The following is a 17,718-nucleotide window of genomic DNA, read 5'->3' as shown; positions in this document are numbered from 1 at the left end:
AGGCTCCTTACCCTTCGGTGGTGGGATACCCCGGCGGCAACTCGTGCCGGGTCGGTGTCTTCTCTTCATGGTAATGCGGCCTGCCCACCTCGGAGGCCATCAGCTCGGGGTTGGCCAGGATGGTTTCGGTCAGCAGGCAATCCTCGCCGTCCTTGAACCAGCAGGCCAGCGCCGAGTTGCGGTTGCCGTGCATATCGACGATTTTCAGCCGCCGCTCGGCCTCGGTGGTGGGTGGGCTGGGAAAGGTCTTGGGCGGCAGCACCAGGGCTTCGCCCGGCTTGACCCACAGGTCCGCCAGGCAGATCTCGTTCACGTAGGGGCGCCAGCGAGCCACGCTGATCACCAGCGGCAGCCGTGTGTAGCGGGAAAAGAACACGTGGGCGAAGTTGTGGTATTCCAGGTCGGTCGGGTTGTAGGTCAGCAGCTCGCGCTGGCGCGCCGGCCCGAGGTAGGGCGATTGGTGACCGGCCCACTTGCCGTAGGTGTACTGCCCCAGCATCAGCTTTTCGTATTCGAAGCGGATGCATTCGCCGTTCTTGAGCAGGGTCATGCCGAAGGCCTGGGCGGTTTCTTCCGTGGCCCACAGTGGTTCGTAGTGCACCTCCCTGGCGTGGAAATCGAACTCCTTGATCCCATAGGAACCGGTGGCAGTCGGCACCTTGCGGGTTTCCCAACTGATGCCGGTGTACTTTTTGCCCCTTTCCAGTTCGGGTCTGTCGGGCGCGGGCGGGATCCTTCTGCCGCGGGCCTCGCGACAGGGGAGCGCGAGGCCCTGGTCGTTGTACAGGAAAGGGAAGGTACGGGTGTCGAGCGGCGATTCGGCGCCATCCTCGATAAAGGGAACGCTGTTGAAAAACTGCATCATGGAGAGACCGCTCATGTCAGGGGCTGCTAAAAGGACCAGTGGAACCAAGGGGCGCTCCGGCAAGTGTGCCGGAGCGACCGTGACAGCCCTTAACGATGCGGCTGTTGCTGCTCGCGCAACCAGTCCATGCCATGGGGCTCGCGCCATTTGCGGACCGCCGCGCGTTTCTCGACCTGGGTCAGGCACAGGCTGCGCATATGGTAGTACACCATCAGCAGGTGAAAGATGTCGCCGCCGCGGCGGTCCCAGATCACATCATCTTCCTGCCGGCCCGGCTTGACGGGGTGAAGCCGGCAATCGCCCTGGTCGAGCATGCCCTGCAGGCAACTGCCGGTCTCGTAGTTGATCAGCAGGATCGGGTTATTGATTTCCGGATAGGGTTTTTCCAGCTCCGGCATGTACCAGAATTGCCCGGGATTGCCCGTGTCCGGAGCCTGCATGACCACCCGGGTCTTGTTCTGCGGGTCGACGGCCAGCGCCGGGTGATCGCCGGTGTTGTTGCGTATCAGGTAGAGGACGGTTTGCGTGTCCTCGATGGTCCTGCCGGTCTGTACCAGCTTCACCCTGCCGAAGGAGTCGTGGGACAGGCGCGCGCTGATTTTCACCCGTGGGTTGAGGTCATAGCCCGGCTTGCCGAAGCCGGCGATCAGGCCATCGACTCCCGGCACTTCCAGGTCGTTGCCCGCCAGTGCATAGGTCAGGCCGGCCTGTGGGTTGGGCTGCATATGCTTGGTCAGGGTTTCCCAGCGCTTGAGGGCCTTTTCGCTGGCGCCGTTGTCCAGCAGCGCTTCGCGCATGGCGCGGCTCGGGTAGTAGTTGCCATGGCGCGGCCAGCGCTCCGTGGTCAGCAACAGTTTGTGTCCGCTCTTCTGTTTCAGCAGCAGCGCCAGGGCATCCCAGAACTGTTCGAAGGCGGTGGGGCTGGCGTCGGCAGCGGGTGGGTAGTGGAAGCTCTCGCTGGTGTTCTTGCTCTTGTTGTCGACGAACACCGTGCGCAAGGCCGGACCGTTGGCCGCGGCATTGAGCGAAGACTGGCGCGTGGCCCGACCGATGACGATCACCGAGTCGGCCCAGTTCGCGTCAATTTCCGCCTTGTAGCTGGTGTACCACTGGTAGGCCTCTTCCAGGGCGTTGCGGGTCGGCCCCTCCTTGACGAAGAGAAACACCGGCGCCAGCTTCAGTTCGACGACCCGTGGGCTGTCAGGCAGGGAATTGCGCCAGGCGGCGAAATCGGCGCTGTAGTCACGTGGCGTGAGCGAGTTGAAGCTGATGGAGTGAGTACCGCCGGAGGTGGTCAGCCGGCTGTTGCGATTGGCCAGGTGGCGCTTGACCTCTTCCTTGATCTCGGTGGAGGCGGTGGCGCTGACAAACGCACCGTACTCCGCCTCGACCATCGCCTTGAGGCTGGTCTTGCTGCTGAGGTAGCTCTTGGACGCGGTCATGGCATAGTTCAGCGAGCCGCCGACGAGCACTTCGTTGACGATATCGGCGCCGAAGTCGACGAAGAAGTTGAAGAACGTCTTGGGATCGGCCTGATCGAAGGTCTGGGGCAGTTCCTTGACGCGGTTCTTGAACACCTCGGTGGCATTGTCCGGATTGACCGCCAGGGTCAGTTTCCACAAGCGCACGGTGTGGCTGTAAATGGCGGCTTCGCGCTCTTCAAGCTGGGAGATATCGCTGCCGAAGGTGGCCTTGAAGCCCGCGGAGAAGGCACCGTAGCTGCCCTTGGCCTCGATGCTCGACTGGGTGTGCTTTTCATACTCGTCATGGGAGGAAAAGCTTTCCGTGAAATAGTCTTCCTTGCTCATCGGATCCAGCGTGACGTGCTGGCCGATGCTGTAGGACTTGTTGTCATGGGTCACCGTACGCTTGGCGCTTTCGGTATCCCCGACTTTCTGGCATTCCTTGCTTTCGCTGGCCCAGTCCAGTTTGTTCAAACCACGTCCCAGCAACTGTGAACCACCGATGTCATTGCTCATCGTTTTCTCCCTCGGCCCGGTTGTATTGATTGGTTCCAACTGACGGGAACCAGTATCGGAAGAGCGGGGCGGAGGAGACAGTTCAGAGCGGTGTCAGTCCGGTATCAGTTCGGTATCAGTTAAATCACCAAACAGTCGGTTCAGCCAGTGATCGCGGCCAGGATGCTGGGGTACACTCGACCGGCTGCCAGGCCATCACGGCCCGGCATTCGCTGATCTCGACATCCGTTTGTGCGGTTATTGGCGTGCCTGCCCAGGGTGACGGGGCGGCCGGGGCTATCGACATGGATTCCAGGAACCCTTCATTTTCCGCCACGGCCAGGACTGAGCCGGTGATTTCCGACGGCCGCGTGTTGCTCGATGGCGGGTTGCTGAAAGGCCTGCGCAAACAGCATGGCCTGAGCCAGGAAACCCTCGCCGAAGCCTGCCTGAACCGTCACCTGTGTGTGTCCATCGCGTCCATCAAGCGGGCCGAGACGGGCAAGCCCGTGCTGTATCGCACCGCTCGCCACCTGGCCAGCGCCTTCGACGTCGATGTCAGTGCCCTGCTCGGGCAATCGGTGGCGACGGCACTGGACGAGATCGAGCAGGCCATTGGCGAATTCCACGACAGCGTATTTCCGGCGCAGGCGGCGGATTATGCGGTCATTCGTTATGTGCTGGAATTGTGCTTCGTCACCGACCCACTCTCCGATACCACGGCCTCGGCGCTGCTGTTTGCCGAAGAAATCCAACGCTTGATCCGGCAGTTCGGCGGTGTGCCGGTCGAGGGTGCGCCGGGTCTGGTCATCGCCCGGTTCGGTTCGCCACAGGCCTATCGCAGTGACAGCGAACGCGCTTTGCTGTGTGCCCTGGCGCTGAGCCGCGAGCAGTTTGTGCGGGCGGGACACGGTATCGCGCTGCGGCTGGTTCGCGAGAGTCGCGACGTCGAGGCGCTGCCGGCCGAGGCGTTGGCCCTGATTCACCATGGGTTTCCCGTGCAACATGGCAATGCCCCGGTGCATGTCGCGCAGAACCTGGTCGAGCAACTGTCGTCGCGGTTCGAGTTCGCCGCGGGTGATGCCGCGTTTCCCGCCTATCGGCGATGCCAGCGCCAGCGCAGCCTCGATGAGAACGCACTACGGCCGCTGGTGGGCCGGGCGATAGAAGTGCTGCAGTTCAAGGGGGTGATCGAAGCCACCCAGGAGTGCCAGGACGGTCATGTGGTCTACCTGCGTGGCATGGCCGGCATCGGCAAGACGCGGCTGGTCAGCGAGTTTTTCGAGATGGCCCGGCAGGGCGGTTTTGCCTGCCATCGCGGCGATGTGCTGGATTTCGGCATGGACCACGGCCTCTGGCCCCTCGGACAACTGGTGTGCAGCCTGCTGGCGCCGGGGACGTCGGCACCCATGAGCGGGACGGTGCTGGAAGCGGCGGCGATGGGCTTGAAACTGTCAGCCGAGCAACTGATGTTCCTGCAGATGCTGACGGGCCTGCATCCCGCCGGCGAGTCGTTCAAGGCGCAACAGGCGCTGTATGCGGCGATGAGCAGTGAGGCACGCACGCAAGGCCTGTTCAACGGGTTGCTGCACCTGCTGCTGCGGATCGCGGTGCAGCAACCCTTGCTGATTGCCATGGAAGACCTGCACTGGGGCGACGCGACATTTTTCGCCATGCTCGGCAAGCTGCTCAATGCCACCGACGAGGCTCCGATCGTCTGGCTGCTGACCTCCCGCCCGGAGGGCGATCCGCTGGAAAGCCAGCTGCGCCCGCACTGCGCCAATCCCATGAGCCTGCTCGATATCGCGCCGATCCGCACCCGCGAGGCGGCCGTGCTGGCGGAGCAGTTTCCCGAGATCGATCCGGCCTATCGCGCCGACTGCGTGACGCGGGCCCAGGGCAATCCGTTGTACCTCACGCAATTGCTGTCGAGCCAGGAGGGCGTGCTTCCGGACAGCCTGCGGCATCTGGTGCAGACCCGGGTGGACCGGTTTGCCCCGGAACAGCGCCGGGCCCTGCATTACGCCGCCGTGCTCGGCAATCGCTTCGAACTGGCGCTCTGGCGCGAGGCGCTGGGCAAGCCCGACTACGTCCCCGACGTGCAGTGGCGCCAGAGCCTGTTGCGAGAGGTCGAGCCGGGCAGCTACATGTTTGTCCACGATCTGGTCATGCACTGTCTCTACGACGCGATGCCGCAGGCCCTGCGCGAACAATTGCACCGCGCGGTGGCAACGCTCTACCGCCATCGCGACCCCATCCTGCATGCCCAGCATCTGCTGCGCGCCGACGCGCCGGAGGCCTTCGACGCGCTACTGGTGGCGATGCGCGAAAAGCTCCAGGCCTGCCAGTACGACAGCGTCCTTGCCCTGGGACAGCAGGCGGCCAGTCGGGGCGAGCGGGCCGCGAGCAGCTTCGACCTGGCCTTGCTCCGCGCCCAGGCATGCTCGGGCCTGGGCCGGACGCTCGAGGCGCGTGACAGTTTCCAGCAGGCACTGACACTGGCCGCCCGGGACGAAGAACGGATCGAAGCGGCGCTGGGACTGGCAGCGGTACTGAACACCCTCGATTGCCTGGACGAAGAAGAGCACCTGATCGAACAGACCCTGCCCGTCGCCCGGGAGCAGCAGGCACATACGGCACTGGCCCGGCTGTATCACCTGCGCGGCAACATCTATTTCCCGCGGGGCGACTATGCCGAGTGTCGTCGCCTGCACGAAGAGTCCCTGTCCTTTGCCCGCATCGGCCTGCACCTCGAAACCCAGGCCAAGGCCCTCAGCGGCATCGGCGATTCCTACTATGCCCAGGGCAGCATGCAGACCGCCTACGAGGTCTTTGATCAGTGTGTGCGCCTGTGCGAGCGTCATGAGCTGGTGCAAGTGGAGGCGGGCAATCGCAGTGCGCGGGGTTCGGCGCAGTTCTACCTGGGCCACTCGGAACCGGCCCTGCGCGACGCGATGCAGGCCATCGAGAGCAGTCGCCGGATCGGCAACCACCGGGCGGAAGTGTTTTCCCGCCTGACCGCCGCCTGGGTGCTGTCGGCGGCCGGCCGCGATGGCGAAGCGGGGCAGGCGTTGTCCGCAGCCCTTGAGCTGGCGCGTAACCTCGGTGCCAGTCGTTTCGAGGCGATTCTCCTGGAAGGGCTGGCGCGGGTGGCGCTGCGCCAGGGCGAGCGGGGACGGGCGCAGGGCTTGATCATGGAGGCGGTGGAGCGGGTCGAGCGTTTTGGCCTGCAACGCTATATCGGCCCCTGGGTCTACGGCAGCCTGGCATTGATGCTCGACGACGAGGTTCTCAAACGCCAGGCGTTGGAGCGGGGCGAGGCCCTGCTCGACCAGGCGTGCCTGGCGCACAATGTCCTGCAGTTCCGTGTGAGCGCCGCCGAAATCTGCCTGCTGGCGGGCGATATCGAACAGGCGATCAGTCATGGACAGCGGATGGCGGTTCTTCCCGAGTCGGCTTCCTGTGCCTGGATCCGACACCATGTGCGCCTGATCGGCGCGGCAGGGCACTGGCTGCGGAATGGCGATCGTTCGAGCGCCGAGTTGCTGCGTGCCATCCGCCGCGAAGCCGAGCAGCTCGGCTTTGCCGCGACCATGCCCGAGCTGCTGGCGGTTCTCGACCGGTCTGCCTGAACGCCGGCTCAGGTTTTCCAGTTCGCCCGCTGTTCCAGCAGGAAATCGACGAACGCCTTGAGCCGCTGCGGTACATGTCGGCCATGGGGATAGAGCAGGGTGAAGGGGCGCGAGCGTCCGGTGTAGGGCTTGAGTACTTCCACCAGCGTACCCTCGGCGAGTTCCTGCTCGACGATAAAACGGTAGGTCTGGAACAGGCCGGCGCCATGCCTGGCCAGGGTCACGCCACCGAGTACGTCCTCCGAGCAGCAATAGCCGCTGTCCGCCAGCACTTCCCGGTCCTTGCCGTCTTCCTTGAACAGCCAGGCGATCCGTCGACCGCTGCTGGGCAGCTCGAACTGGATGCACTCGTGCTGTTGCAGGTCCTCCAGGCACTGGGGTGTTCCGGCCCGCCGCAGGTAGTCGGGGCTGGCGACCATCACCAGCGCCGCGTCCTCCAGGTGCCGGGCAATCAGCCCGGAGTCGGGCAGCACGCGGACGCGGATCGCCAGGTCATACCCTTCCTCGACGAAATCGATATTGCGGTTGCTGATATGGGTCTCGACCTTCACCGCCGGGTAGCGGGCGCGGAACGCCGGCAGCAGTGGCAGGATCCGGTGGTGCGCATAGGTGGTGGGGATGCTGATGCGCAGGGTGCCGGCGGGTTCCTGCTGCTTGCCCATGACCTCGCGCTGGGCCTCCGACAGTTGGGTCAGCGCCTGCCGGCACTGTTCGAAATAAGCGCGGCCGCCTTCGGTCAGGCGCACGCTGCGGGTGGTGCGGGTAAACAGCCGCACCCCCAGGCGTTCCTCCATCCGCGAGATCGACCGGCTCACCGCCGCCGGCGTGACCCCGGCCACCGAGGCGGCGGCGGTGAAGCTGCCGGCTTCGGCGGCCAGGCAGAACAGCTCGATGCTGCCAAGGAGGATGTCATCGAATTGTCTACGCATGATTGATTACACCGAGGATCAAATAAAGGTCGGGGCTCGATATTGCCCCGACCGCGGTTGATCAATACAGTGAGTTCAACGTGGACGCAATCCCTTGGAGAACAACATGCCTTTTGTCAGTGTGCGCATCACCCGTACGGGCGTGACCCGGGAGCAGAAAGCCCAGGTCATCGCCGAAATCACCGAGACCCTGGAGCGGGTGCTCGGCAAGGCTCCGGACCTGACCCATGTGGTGATCGAGGAAATCGATACCGACAACTGGGGGCACGGCGGCTTGAGTCTCACCGAGATCCTCAAGTCCGAATCCAACCCCCTGTAGGAGCCGGCTTGCCGGCGATCCAGGCAACGCGGTCCGGCAGGAGATCGTGTCGATACCATCGCCACAGCAAGCCGCCTCCCATGGGGCGAACTCAGTGTCCGCCCACCACCCGTGCCGAACCTGGCGCGGGTTCGGCATACACCGGCCCCAGGCGATCGAGGCGGCCGCTCCAGGCGGTCAGCGCCAGGGCGACCAGTACCACCAGCCCGCCGATCCAGGCGGTATGAATCAGACCCAGATGGGCGACGATCAGGCCGCCGGCCCAGGCGCCGCCGGCGATACCCAGGTTGAACGCGGCGATATTCAAGCCTGACGCCACATCCACCGCTTGCGGCGTGTGATGCTCTGCCTGGCGGACCACATACACTTGCAGGCCTGGCACGTTGCCGAAGGCGACCGCACCCCAGACCAGCACTGTAGCCAAGGCCAGCCACGGGTTGCTGGCGGTGAAGGTGAGGACGAACAGCACGGCGGCCAGCAGCAGGAAGATCAGTTTCAGCGCGCCGATCGGGCCACGCTTGTCGGCCAGCTTGCCGCCCCAGATATTGCCCACGGCGACCGAGATGCCATACACCAGCAGCACCAGGCTGACGGTCCCGGCGCTGAAGCCGGAGATGTCCTGGAGAATCGGCGCGAGGAAGGTGAAGGCGATGAACGAACCGCCGTAACCCACCGCCGTCATCGCATACACCAGCAACAGGCGTGGCTGTTTCAGCACCTGCAATTGTTGCAGCAGCGACGCTGGCTTGCTGTGGGCAATGTTTTTCGGCACGTAGATCAGGCTGCCGATAAAGGCGATCACACCCAGGGCCGAGACCGCCAGGAAGGTTTCCCGCCAGCCGAAATGCTGGCCGATGAAAGTCCCCAGGGGCACGCCGGTGACCAGCGCTACGGTCAGGCCGGTAAACATGATCGCAATCGCGCTGGCGGCTTTTTCCTTGGGCACCAGGCTGGTGGCGATGGTCGAGCCGATGGAGAAGAACACGCCGTGGGCCAGGCCGGTGACGATCCGCGCAATGATCAGCGATTCATAACTCGGCGCCTGCCAGGCCAGCAGGTTGCCGAGGGTGAACAGCACCATCAGCGACAACAGCAGCAACTTGCGCGGGACCTTGCCGGTGAGGGCGGTGAGCACCGGGGCGCCGATGGCGACACCCAGGGCATACAGGCTGACCAGCAGGCCGGCGGATGGCAGGCTGACCCCGAGGTCGGTGCCGATGGTGGGTAACAGGCCAACGATGACGAACTCGGTCGTCCCGATGGCGAAGGCGCTTAGGGTCAGCGCGAGCAAGGCAATGGGCATGGCTGCAAACTCCGGTGGGTTTAAATCAGGAGCGCAGTGTCGTTGTTTCACTTGTGCGGAAAAATACAGGTATCGGCACAACATATTTGAACTGAATGCAAATATCCCCTGGTTGATCGCTCCCATGCGCGGCGTGTGATGACCGCCGTGATACCGGGTGGCGGGGAATCTTCATCCACTTCGAACCGAACTTTGCTGATGCCCAGGGACTCAGTTTCTTACAGAGACTGCCGAAGAGGGCCCATCCGTGTTCCGGTTCAAGCTGGCAATCATGCTTTCGATTTTTCTGTTGTCCGTCAGTTGCGGCGTGGGCGCTGCGCCAGCCGCCGCGCCACCGACCCAGGCCTCACCGCCGCCGCTGGTGCAGGGTGGCCTGCTCGGGGCCCTGAGCTCCAGCATCGAGGACGTGCAGGACAAACTCGACCTCAACGAAAACCTGCTGGACGCCTGGCGCCTGCGCGCCGACCGGGCCGCCGATGAAATGGATCGGCTGGTCAGCCAGACTGTCGACCGCTCGCCCTGGAGCGTCGCCGCGGATTTCATCCTGCTGTCCCTGACCTGGATCGGCAGCTTTGCCGGGCTGGCGCTCCTCGGCCGACTCGCTGCCCGCCGGTTCAATCGCCATCGCCTGTTGCAGTCCCGCGAGCGCAGCCAATCGCTGGTGGGGTATGTGCTGCCCTACATGCTACCGGCGCTGATCAGCCTGCCGCTGACCCTCTACGCCAGCCACTTCCTGCCGACCTCCGTCGGTCGCGCGCTGGCGCTGTGCCTGGCCTATGCCACCAGCAGCGGCGTGTTCTCCACCGCGCTGCTGCTGTCCCTGAGTGTGCTGTTCGATGTCGGCCACAAGCGCCGGGCGGTTCGCATCATCCGTGACTACAGCCCGCGTCCGCTGTTTCTGATCGGCTTCCTCGCGGCCCTCAGCGATGCCCTGACCAGCCCGCAGATCGCCCGCCAGCTGGGCGGCAATATCACCAGCAGCGTGGCGGTGTTCACCGGCCTGTTCGCTTCGATCCTGTTCGGCGTGCTGGTATTCCGCCTGCGGCGTCCGGTGGCGCACCTGATCCGCAACCGTTCGCTGGCCCAGCGCCTGGGCCAGCCGGCGCTGCAGGAATCGCTGCGGATCTTTTCCGGCCTGTGGTACTGGCCGATCCTGCTGATGGTGCTGGTGTCGGCGATCAACCTGATCGGCGCTGGCGAGGACAGCCAGAAAGCCCTGCGCTGCGCCTTGCTGACCACCGTGCTGCTGATCGCCACGGTGTTTCTCAGCACCATTTTCCAGCACCTGTTCAAGGCCCGCGGAGCCCTGGCGATCCAGCGCAGCAGCGTCTACAAGGAACGCCTGCTGAGCCTGCTGCATGCGCTGTTGCGGATTGCCCTGGCCGTGACCTTCATCGAATTGCTCGGGCGGATCTGGGGGCTGTCGCTGTATGAGTTCGCCGTGCAGAACACCGTGGGCCGGGCCATCAGTGACGCCCTCAGCCGTATCGGCCTGATCCTGCTGGCCACCTGGCTGCTGTGGGTGGTGCTCGACACGGCGATCCAGGAGGCCTTGAAGCCGCCGATCAACCGCCGCTCCTCGAAGCAGCCGAGCATGCGGGTCAAGACCATCCTGCCGCTGCTGCGCAATGCGGTGAAGATCATCCTGGTGGTGATCTTCACCATCACCACCATGGCCAACCTGGGGATCAATGTCGCGCCGCTGCTGGCCGGTGCCGGGGTGGTCGGGCTGGCGATCGGCTTCGGCTCCCAGCAACTGGTGCAGGATGTGATCACCGGCTTGTTCATCATCATCGAGGACACCCTGTCCATCGGTGACTGGGTGGTGCTCGATTCCGGCCATGCCGGCACGGTCGAAGGCCTGACCATCCGCACCCTGCGCCTGCGCGACGGCAAGGGCTTCGTGCATTCGGTGCCGTTCGGCCAGATCAAGGCGGTCACCAACCAGTCGCGGCAATTCGCCTTTGCGTTCTTCTCGGTACAGTTCACCTACGACACCGATGTCGACAAGGCCAGCGCGCTGATTCGCGAAGCGGGGCGCTCGATCAGCGAGGACAGCTTTCTCAAGTTCAACCTGCAAGGCCCGCTGGAGGTGTTCGGCGTGGATCGCATGGACCTCAATGGCGTGGTCCTGACGGCACAGTTCCGCACCGTGTCGGGTGGGCAGTACAGCGTCAGCCGGGCGTTCAACGAGCGCCTGAAGAAACTGGTGGACCAGAGCCCGTGGGTGCATTTCGCGCAGACTTATCCACAGCAGGTGATGCTGCCGAACCGCACGCCGGTGCTGGAAGACGAGCCGCAGGTGTCTCCGGCAGAGGCTGCGCCGGTGGTCTTGTCGCGGCCCCAATAGCCGCCGGATGATCAGTGGCGGATCAGTTTCTGCCGGACCTCGGCCGCCGCCTGCTGCTCCAGCTCCAGCCAGAACAACGGCTTGCCGGCGATTTCAGCCGCTACGGGCACGCCATCGCGATACACCAGCCGATTACCCGCCAGCGCCGGGACCTTGCTGCCCGGCAACAGCGTGCCGGCGAGGTTCAACGGGTCGGCGCCACACACCGCGACGAGGCTGCCATCCAGGGGCCGGCGACGTACCTCGCGCAGCAGCGGGATGGCTTCGGGCAAGGCGAACTGTTCGCCGGCCAGGCCGCTGACAAAACGTCCGCCGCGAATCTCGCCACGGGCTTCCAGGCGATGCAAGGTGCGTAGCAACTCGCGCCAGCTCGGCAGCCATTCCGCTTCCCGTTCCAGCAGACGCCAGAACACCACGCCATAACGACGCAGCAAGGTCATGGCAACCTGTTCAAGGGTTTCCTCCGGCAGTCGCTCGGAGCCGGTCGCCTGCGTCGACGGCCGGCGCAGCAGCGCCCAGCGTCCGGCGTCGTCCATTCCGCCGACAAAGGCCCCGCGCCCGCGGCGACCGGGACGCTGCTGGCGTTTGCTGGCCGGGGTGATCAACGCCCGCAGCCCGGCGAAACTGTCGGCATTCACCAGGCCGGCGCCCACCAGTTCCTGCAACGCCGTCTCCAGCTCGGTGGGCAACAGATGGGCTTCGTGCAGCAGTTCATCGAAGAACAGCGCGCCGTGCTCGCTCAAGGCCGTATGGACTTTCAAGGTTCGCGGCGACAGTTCCTCGATGGCCGTCTGCTGCGCCAGGCTGCTCCATAGCTGCAGCCGATTGCGGGGCAACAACACGATCGGGGTGCTGCGCAACGTGGTGCTGGCAGCCTTGTTGCGCGCGTTCAGGCGTGTCCAGACCAGCTTGCCCGAGCGACACAGGTCATCCAGCCAGGTCGACGAATAATCCTTCAGGCGCGCGCTCAGCAGATCGCTGTCCCAGGCTCCGGCGGCGGCCGCATAACCTTCGAGCTGGCTGACAATCATCGGCAACGCGGCGTTGCCCTGGGCCTGGCTGGTACTGGACAGGTGCTGCCAGTCGAACAGGAAACGCATGAAGTCCTGGAGGGCCACGGGTTCGATCTCCCGCCGCAGGCGCTTGACCGTATAGCGGTGAATGCGCGCCAGCAGATGCCGTTCGCACCATTGCTCCGATGTCGCCCCGGGGGTGAATTGTCCCCGCAGCACATAACCTTCACTTTCCAGTTTCGCCAGGGCCTGGGCCAGTTGAGCTTCGTTCAGCGCCAAGGGCGCGGCGATCTCGCCCAGCGACAGCGGGCCAAAGCCGCTGAGGCGGGCACGCAGCACTTCGACGGCGGCAGCGTCCGCCTCCCAGGCCTGGTCGAAATCCGCCAGTGGCAGCAACGGCGGTTGCGCAATGGCCTGTGGATAAAGCGCCAGCAGGCAGGTCAGGCGCTCCAGGGCGACCCACAAACCGTGGCCGTCGACTCGCAGGCAGGTGGCGCGCCCGCTGGCGGCCAGGGCCTCGAGCCAGCCCGGCCAGTGCTCATTGGCCTCGGCCTCGACTGCGCCGATCACGGCGAGACTCATCAGCGCCTCATGCATTTCATCCGTGCCGTTGGGCTGTGGCCAGGCTTCCGCGCGCACCGCGGCAATGGCCTCGTTGTCCAGCGCGCCGAGATCGTCGGTACTGCTCGGATCGCTCCAGCGGCGATTGAGCACGGCCTGGGTCCGCCGCTCTTCCAGCGGTGCATCGTCGAGAAAGGTATAGGGTTTGGCGCTGAGGATTTCCGCCGCCAGCGGCGATGGCGCCGGCAGGTCGCGGGCGATCAGGCGTACCTCTCCGGCCTCCATGCGCCGCAGCAGGGCCAGCCAGCCTTCGCTGTCCATGGCTTCGTGCAGGCAATCGTCGAGGGTCTGCTCCACCAGCGGATGGTCGGGAATCTCGCGCTCGCCGGCGAGGTTTTCCAGGCAGGCGATCTGGTCCGGAAAGACACAGGCCGTCAGGTCCTCGCCTTTCATCCGCTGGATCTGCGGCGGCACCTTGCGCCCGCCGACAAAGCGCGGCAGCGCCAGCGCGACCCCGGCATTCCAGCGCCAGCGCACGCCGAACAGCGGCGCGTCGAGCACCGCCTGGACGAGGATCTGCTCGGCACTGTTGCTGCGCAGATAACGCCACACTTCCTCCAGGGCAAAGCTGTGGCTGGTGGAGAGCGACAGGACAATGGCGTCCTCGCTCGCGGCGGCCTGCAATTCGAAATTGAAGGTACGGCAGAAACGCTTGCGCAGGGCCAGGCCCCAGGCGCGGTTGACCCGGCTGCCGAACGGTGTGTGGATGATCAACTGGGTGCCGCCGGACTCGTCGAAGAACCGCTCCATCACCAGGGTGTCGCGGGACGGCAGGGCGCCCAGGGCCAGGCGGGCGCGGGCGAGGTATTCGACGATCTGTTCGGCGCCGGCCGGCTCCAGGCCTATGCTGTCGCGCAGCCAGTCGAGGCTGGGCTGCAAGTCACCGGGCGTGGCCCCCAGCAGTTGATCCAGATGCCCGTGCAGGCGTGCCACGGCGAAGGACAGTTCGTTGCTGCGTCCCGGCGCTTCGCCGAGCCAGAAGGGAATGCTCGGCGGCTGGCCATGGGCATCCTCGACCCGCACCTTGCCGGTTTCGACCCGCAGGATCCGGTAGGAACTGTTGCCCAGCTGGAACACGTCGCCGGCAATGCTTTCCACCGCGAAGTCTTCATGGACGCTGCCGATATTCAGCGCCTGGGGTTCCAGCAGCACGGCGTAGTCGGCGTTGTCCGGAATCGTCCCGCCACTGGTGAGTGCCGTCAGCTGGCTGCCGCGACGCCCGCGCAGGGTACGGGTCAGCGCGTCCCGATGGAGGTAGGCGCTGCGCAGTCCCTGACGACTGTTGAACCCCTCGGCGAGCATCTGCAGCAATGCCTGGTAATGGGCTTCGTCGAAGCCGGCATAGGGGCTGGCGCGGCGGATCATGTCCAGCAGCGCGGCTTCCTGCCACTCCTGGCAACTGACCTCGGCGACGATCTGCTGCGCCAGCACATCCAGCGGCGCCCGGGGAATCAGCAGGGTGTCCAGTTCGCCCCGGCGCACGCAATCGAGCAGGGCGGCACATTCGATCAGGTCATCGCGCGAGGTCGGGAACAGGCGGCCCTTGGGGGTTCCATCGATCTTGTGACCGGAGCGACCCACTCTTTGCAGGAAGGCCGAAATGGACCCTGGCGAACCGATCTGGCAGACCAGTTCGACCTCGCCGATATCGATGCCCAGTTCCAGCGAAGCGGTGGCGATCAGCACTTGCAACTCACCGCGCTTGAGCCGTTGCTCGGCCTCCAGGCGCTGCTCCTTGGCGAGACTGCCGTGGTGGGCGGCGACCGCTGCCTTGCCCAGGCGCTCGCTCACGTGGCGGGCCAGTCGTTCGGCCAGGCGCCGGGTGTTGACGAACACCAGGGTGGTGCGATGTTCCCGGGCCAGTTCGGCGAGTCGTTCGTAGACCAGCTCCCAGACGTCATTCGCCATCACCGGGCCCAACGGCACCGGCGGCACTTCGATGCCCAGGTCCCTTGGGCGGGCATGGCCGATATCGATGATCTCGCAGGGACGTTCGTTGCCCGCGAGAAAACGCGACACCGCGTCGATGGGCTTTTGCGTGGCGGACAGGCCGATGCGCAACAACGGCTCGCGGCACAGCGCCTGCAGGCGTTCGAGGCTCAGGGCCAGGTGGCTGCCGCGCTTGCTGGCGGCGATGGCGTGGATTTCGTCGACGATCACCGTGCGGGTGGTGGCGAGCATGCGCCGCCCGGAGTCGGAGCCGAGCAGCACGTACAGCGATTCCGGGGTGGTGACCAGGATATGCGGTGCGCTCTTGCGCATCTGCGTGCGGTCTTTCTGCGGTGTATCGCCGGTCCGCACCGCGGTGCTGATCTGCAAGGGCGGCAGGCCCTGCTGTTCGAGCTCGGCGGTGATGCCGGCCAGCGGTTCCTGCAGGTTGATGCGGATATCGTTGGACAGCGCCTTGAGCGGCGAGACATAGACGACGAAGGTTTCGTCCGGCAGCTTGCCGCCCTGGTCCAGGCCCTGTCGCACCAGCTCATCGATGACTGCGAGAAAGGCCGTGAGGGTCTTGCCGGAGCCGGTGGGCGCGGCGATCAGCGTCGAGCGGCGCTGGCGGATCAACGGCCAGGCACGCGCCTGGGCGGCGGTGACGTCCGGGAAGGTCCTGCGAAACCAGGCACTGACGGCCGGATGGAACGCCGCCAGAGCGCCGGGGGCTGGTTCGGGAAGGTTCATACCCTACTTTATGCGGGCGATGCGGATAAAGTGCAAGGCTGTGGGGACCGCAAGGCACTTTCCCCGTGACGGTTGCATCCGAAACCCGCAAAATGCAACGATTGTGGTTATTGCCAACGGGAAAACCTCGGTTTTGCCGCCAACCTCCATCGTTCTGAACAGACCTGGGCCTGCTGAATCTATGCGAATGCGCCTTATGTTGTTGGGCGGCGGGAATGCCCTCGGGCAGGCGCTGATTCGCCTGGGAGCAGAGGAAGACATCGGTTTCCTCGCCCCCCGCCCGCCGCAAGACGGCTGGGATGCCGCGAGCCTGACGCAACTGCTCGACGACACCCGTCCCGATGCGTTGATCAACCTTGCTTACTATTTCGACTGGTTCCAGGCGGAGGCGGTGAGCGAAACCCGCCTGTCCAGCCAGGAATCCGCAGTCGAGCGCCTGGCCGAACTGTGCCAGCATCACAATATCGTCCTGGTGCAGCCCTCCAGCTACCGGGTGTTCGACGGTTCGCGGGCGACCGCCTACAGCGAAAAAGACGAACCGGTTCCCCTCGGCCTGCGCGGCCAGGCGCTGTGGCGTATCGAGCAGAGCGTGCGCGCGACCTGCCCGCAACATGTGCTGCTGCGTTTCGGCTGGCTGCTGGACGACAGCATCGACGGCGCGCTGGGGCGTTTCCTCGCCCGCGCCGAGCGCCCCGAAGAATTGCTGATGGCCGATGACCGGCGCGGCAACCCGACGCCGGTGGACGACGCGGCGCGGGTGATCATCTCGGTGCTCAAGCAGCTCGATTGCGCGGCGCCGTTGTGGGGCACCTATCACTATGCCGGCCATGAGGCGACCACGCCGCTGTCACTGGGGCAGGCGATCCTCGGCGAAGCCCGCAATTTCCATGCGCTGGCGATCGAGGCACCGACCGCCCAGGCCCACGCGGCGCGCCCGGATGCCGCCGAAGAGCCGCAGCATGCGGTACTGGCCTGCAAGAAAATCCTTCACACCTTCGGCATCAAGCCCCGCGCCTGGCGCGCCGGACTGCCGGCTTTACTGGACAGGTTCTATCGTCATGGCTGATGCGCCGATTCTGATCACCGGCGGGGCCGGCTTCATCGGTTCCAACCTTGCCGAGCGGCTGCTGGCCAAGGGTTACTCGATCCGCGTGCTGGACGACCTGTCTACCGGCAAGCGCGGCAACCTGGCCCTGGACGACCCGCGGGTCGAGCTGATCGAGGGTGATGTGGCCGATGCCGCGCTGGTCGCCCGGGCGATGCTCGGTTGCCAGGCGGTGGTGCACCTGGCAGCGGTGGCGTCGGTGCAAGCCTCGGTGGACGATCCGGTGCGCACGCACCAGAGCAATTTCATCGGCAGCCTGAATGTCTGCGAAGCCATGCGCGAGGCCGGCGTGAAGCGGGTGATCTTCGCCTCCAGCGCAGCGGTCTACGGCAACAACGGCGAAGGTGAGTCGATCGACGAGGACACGCCCAAGGCGCCGCTGACGCCCTATGCCTCGGACAAGCTGGCCAGCGAATACTACTTCGACTTCTACCGCCGCCAGCATGGCCTGGAACCGGTGATCTTCCGTTTCTTCAATGTCTTCGGGCCGCGCCAGGATCCGTCCTCGCCGTATTCCGGGGTCATCAGCATCTTCAGCGAGCGCGCCGAGAAAGGTCTGCCGATCACCGTGTTCGGCGATGGCGAGCAGACCCGCGACTTCATCTATGTCGGCGACCTGGTGCAGGTCCTGGTGCAGGCGCTCGAGGCGCCGCAGGTGCAGGAGGGCGCGATCAACGTCGGCCTGAACCGCTCCACCACCCTCAACCAGATGCTGCAGGCCCTGGGTGAAGTCGTCGGTCCCTTGCCGCCGGTGACATTCGCCCCGGCCCGCTCCGGCGATATCCGCCATTCCCGGGCGAACAACCGGCGCCTGCTGGAGCGCTTCGCCTTCCCCGAGCCGACGCCGATGAGCGTGGGACTGGCGCGGTTGCTGGGGCACTGAGAGCTGGCGCGGGTAATGAAAAAGGCGCCTTTCGAGGCGCCTTTTTTCATTCGGGGGTGGG

Annotated in this window: 10 protein-coding genes; 5 read left to right on the top strand and 5 right to left on the bottom strand. The window is 65.2% G+C overall.

Going from position 1 to position 17,718, the window contains the following annotated elements; translation table 11 throughout:
* Positions 1-7: 7 nt before the first annotated feature.
* Both ACL9RJ_RS31575 and ACL9RJ_RS31570 read right to left on the bottom strand, forming a co-directional pair.
* A complete protein-coding gene (locus tag ACL9RJ_RS31575) occupies positions 8-880 on the bottom strand; it encodes a hypothetical protein (RefSeq protein WP_422765980.1) in 873 nt (290 codons plus the stop codon).
* Positions 881-954: 74 nt separating this feature from the next.
* Entirely contained in the window at positions 955-2,844 is a 1,890-nt protein-coding gene (locus ACL9RJ_RS31570) for an MAC/perforin domain-containing protein (RefSeq protein WP_017123263.1), read from the bottom strand.
* A gap of 284 nt (positions 2,845-3,128) precedes the next feature.
* Between ACL9RJ_RS31570 and ACL9RJ_RS31565 the strand changes: the two genes are divergently transcribed.
* Positions 3,129-6,455, top strand: coding sequence for an ATP-binding protein (locus ACL9RJ_RS31565; protein WP_422765979.1), 3,327 nt, complete (start codon positions 3,129-3,131; stop codon positions 6,453-6,455).
* An 8-nt stretch (positions 6,456-6,463) separates the two neighbouring features.
* Here the strand turns inward: ACL9RJ_RS31565 and ACL9RJ_RS31560 are convergent, their stop codons facing one another.
* Positions 6,464-7,384 (bottom strand): LysR family transcriptional regulator, encoded by a 921-nt coding sequence (locus tag ACL9RJ_RS31560; protein ID WP_177083872.1) that lies wholly within the window; start codon positions 7,382-7,384, stop codon positions 6,464-6,466.
* Between the two features lie 106 nt (positions 7,385-7,490).
* Here ACL9RJ_RS31560 and ACL9RJ_RS31555 point away from each other — a divergent pair, with 106 nt between their 5' ends.
* A complete protein-coding gene (locus ACL9RJ_RS31555; protein ID WP_017123266.1) occupies positions 7,491-7,703 on the top strand; it encodes a tautomerase family protein in 213 nt (70 codons plus the stop codon).
* A gap of 91 nt (positions 7,704-7,794) precedes the next feature.
* On the opposite strand, the gene ACL9RJ_RS31550 is transcribed toward ACL9RJ_RS31555, so the two are convergent.
* Positions 7,795-9,006: an MFS transporter gene (locus ACL9RJ_RS31550; RefSeq protein ID WP_017123267.1), complete on the bottom strand. Its 1,212-nt coding sequence runs from the start codon at positions 9,004-9,006 to the stop codon at positions 7,795-7,797.
* Between the two features lie 271 nt (positions 9,007-9,277).
* On the opposite strand from ACL9RJ_RS31550, the gene ACL9RJ_RS31545 reads away from it, so the two are divergent.
* Complete coding sequence (locus tag ACL9RJ_RS31545) at positions 9,278-11,356, top strand: mechanosensitive ion channel family protein (RefSeq protein ID WP_422765978.1); 2,079 nt, start codon at positions 9,278-9,280, stop codon at positions 11,354-11,356.
* An 11-nt stretch (positions 11,357-11,367) separates the two neighbouring features.
* Here ACL9RJ_RS31545 and ACL9RJ_RS31540 read toward each other — a convergent pair whose 3' ends face one another.
* Positions 11,368-15,669: a DEAD/DEAH box helicase gene (locus ACL9RJ_RS31540; RefSeq protein ID WP_422765977.1), complete on the bottom strand. Its 4,302-nt coding sequence runs from the start codon at positions 15,667-15,669 to the stop codon at positions 11,368-11,370.
* A gap of 181 nt (positions 15,670-15,850) precedes the next feature.
* Here ACL9RJ_RS31540 and ACL9RJ_RS31535 point away from each other — a divergent pair, with 181 nt between their 5' ends.
* Positions 15,851-16,735: a sugar nucleotide-binding protein gene (locus ACL9RJ_RS31535; protein WP_178992166.1), complete on the top strand. Its 885-nt coding sequence runs from the start codon at positions 15,851-15,853 to the stop codon at positions 16,733-16,735.
* A complete protein-coding gene (locus ACL9RJ_RS31530; protein ID WP_178992167.1) occupies positions 16,728-17,657 on the top strand; it encodes an NAD-dependent epimerase/dehydratase family protein in 930 nt (309 codons plus the stop codon). The genes ACL9RJ_RS31535 and ACL9RJ_RS31530 overlap by 8 nt, the downstream gene beginning before the upstream one ends.
* Positions 17,658-17,718 lie beyond the last annotated feature (61 nt).

The organism is Pseudomonas sp. Mn2068 (genome assembly GCF_049319725.1).
GTDB classification, from domain to species: domain Bacteria; phylum Pseudomonadota; class Gammaproteobacteria; order Pseudomonadales; family Pseudomonadaceae; genus Aquipseudomonas; species Aquipseudomonas gingeri.
Note: the sequence above shows the minus strand (reverse complement) of the source record. Positions and strands in the feature narration are given on the sequence as shown.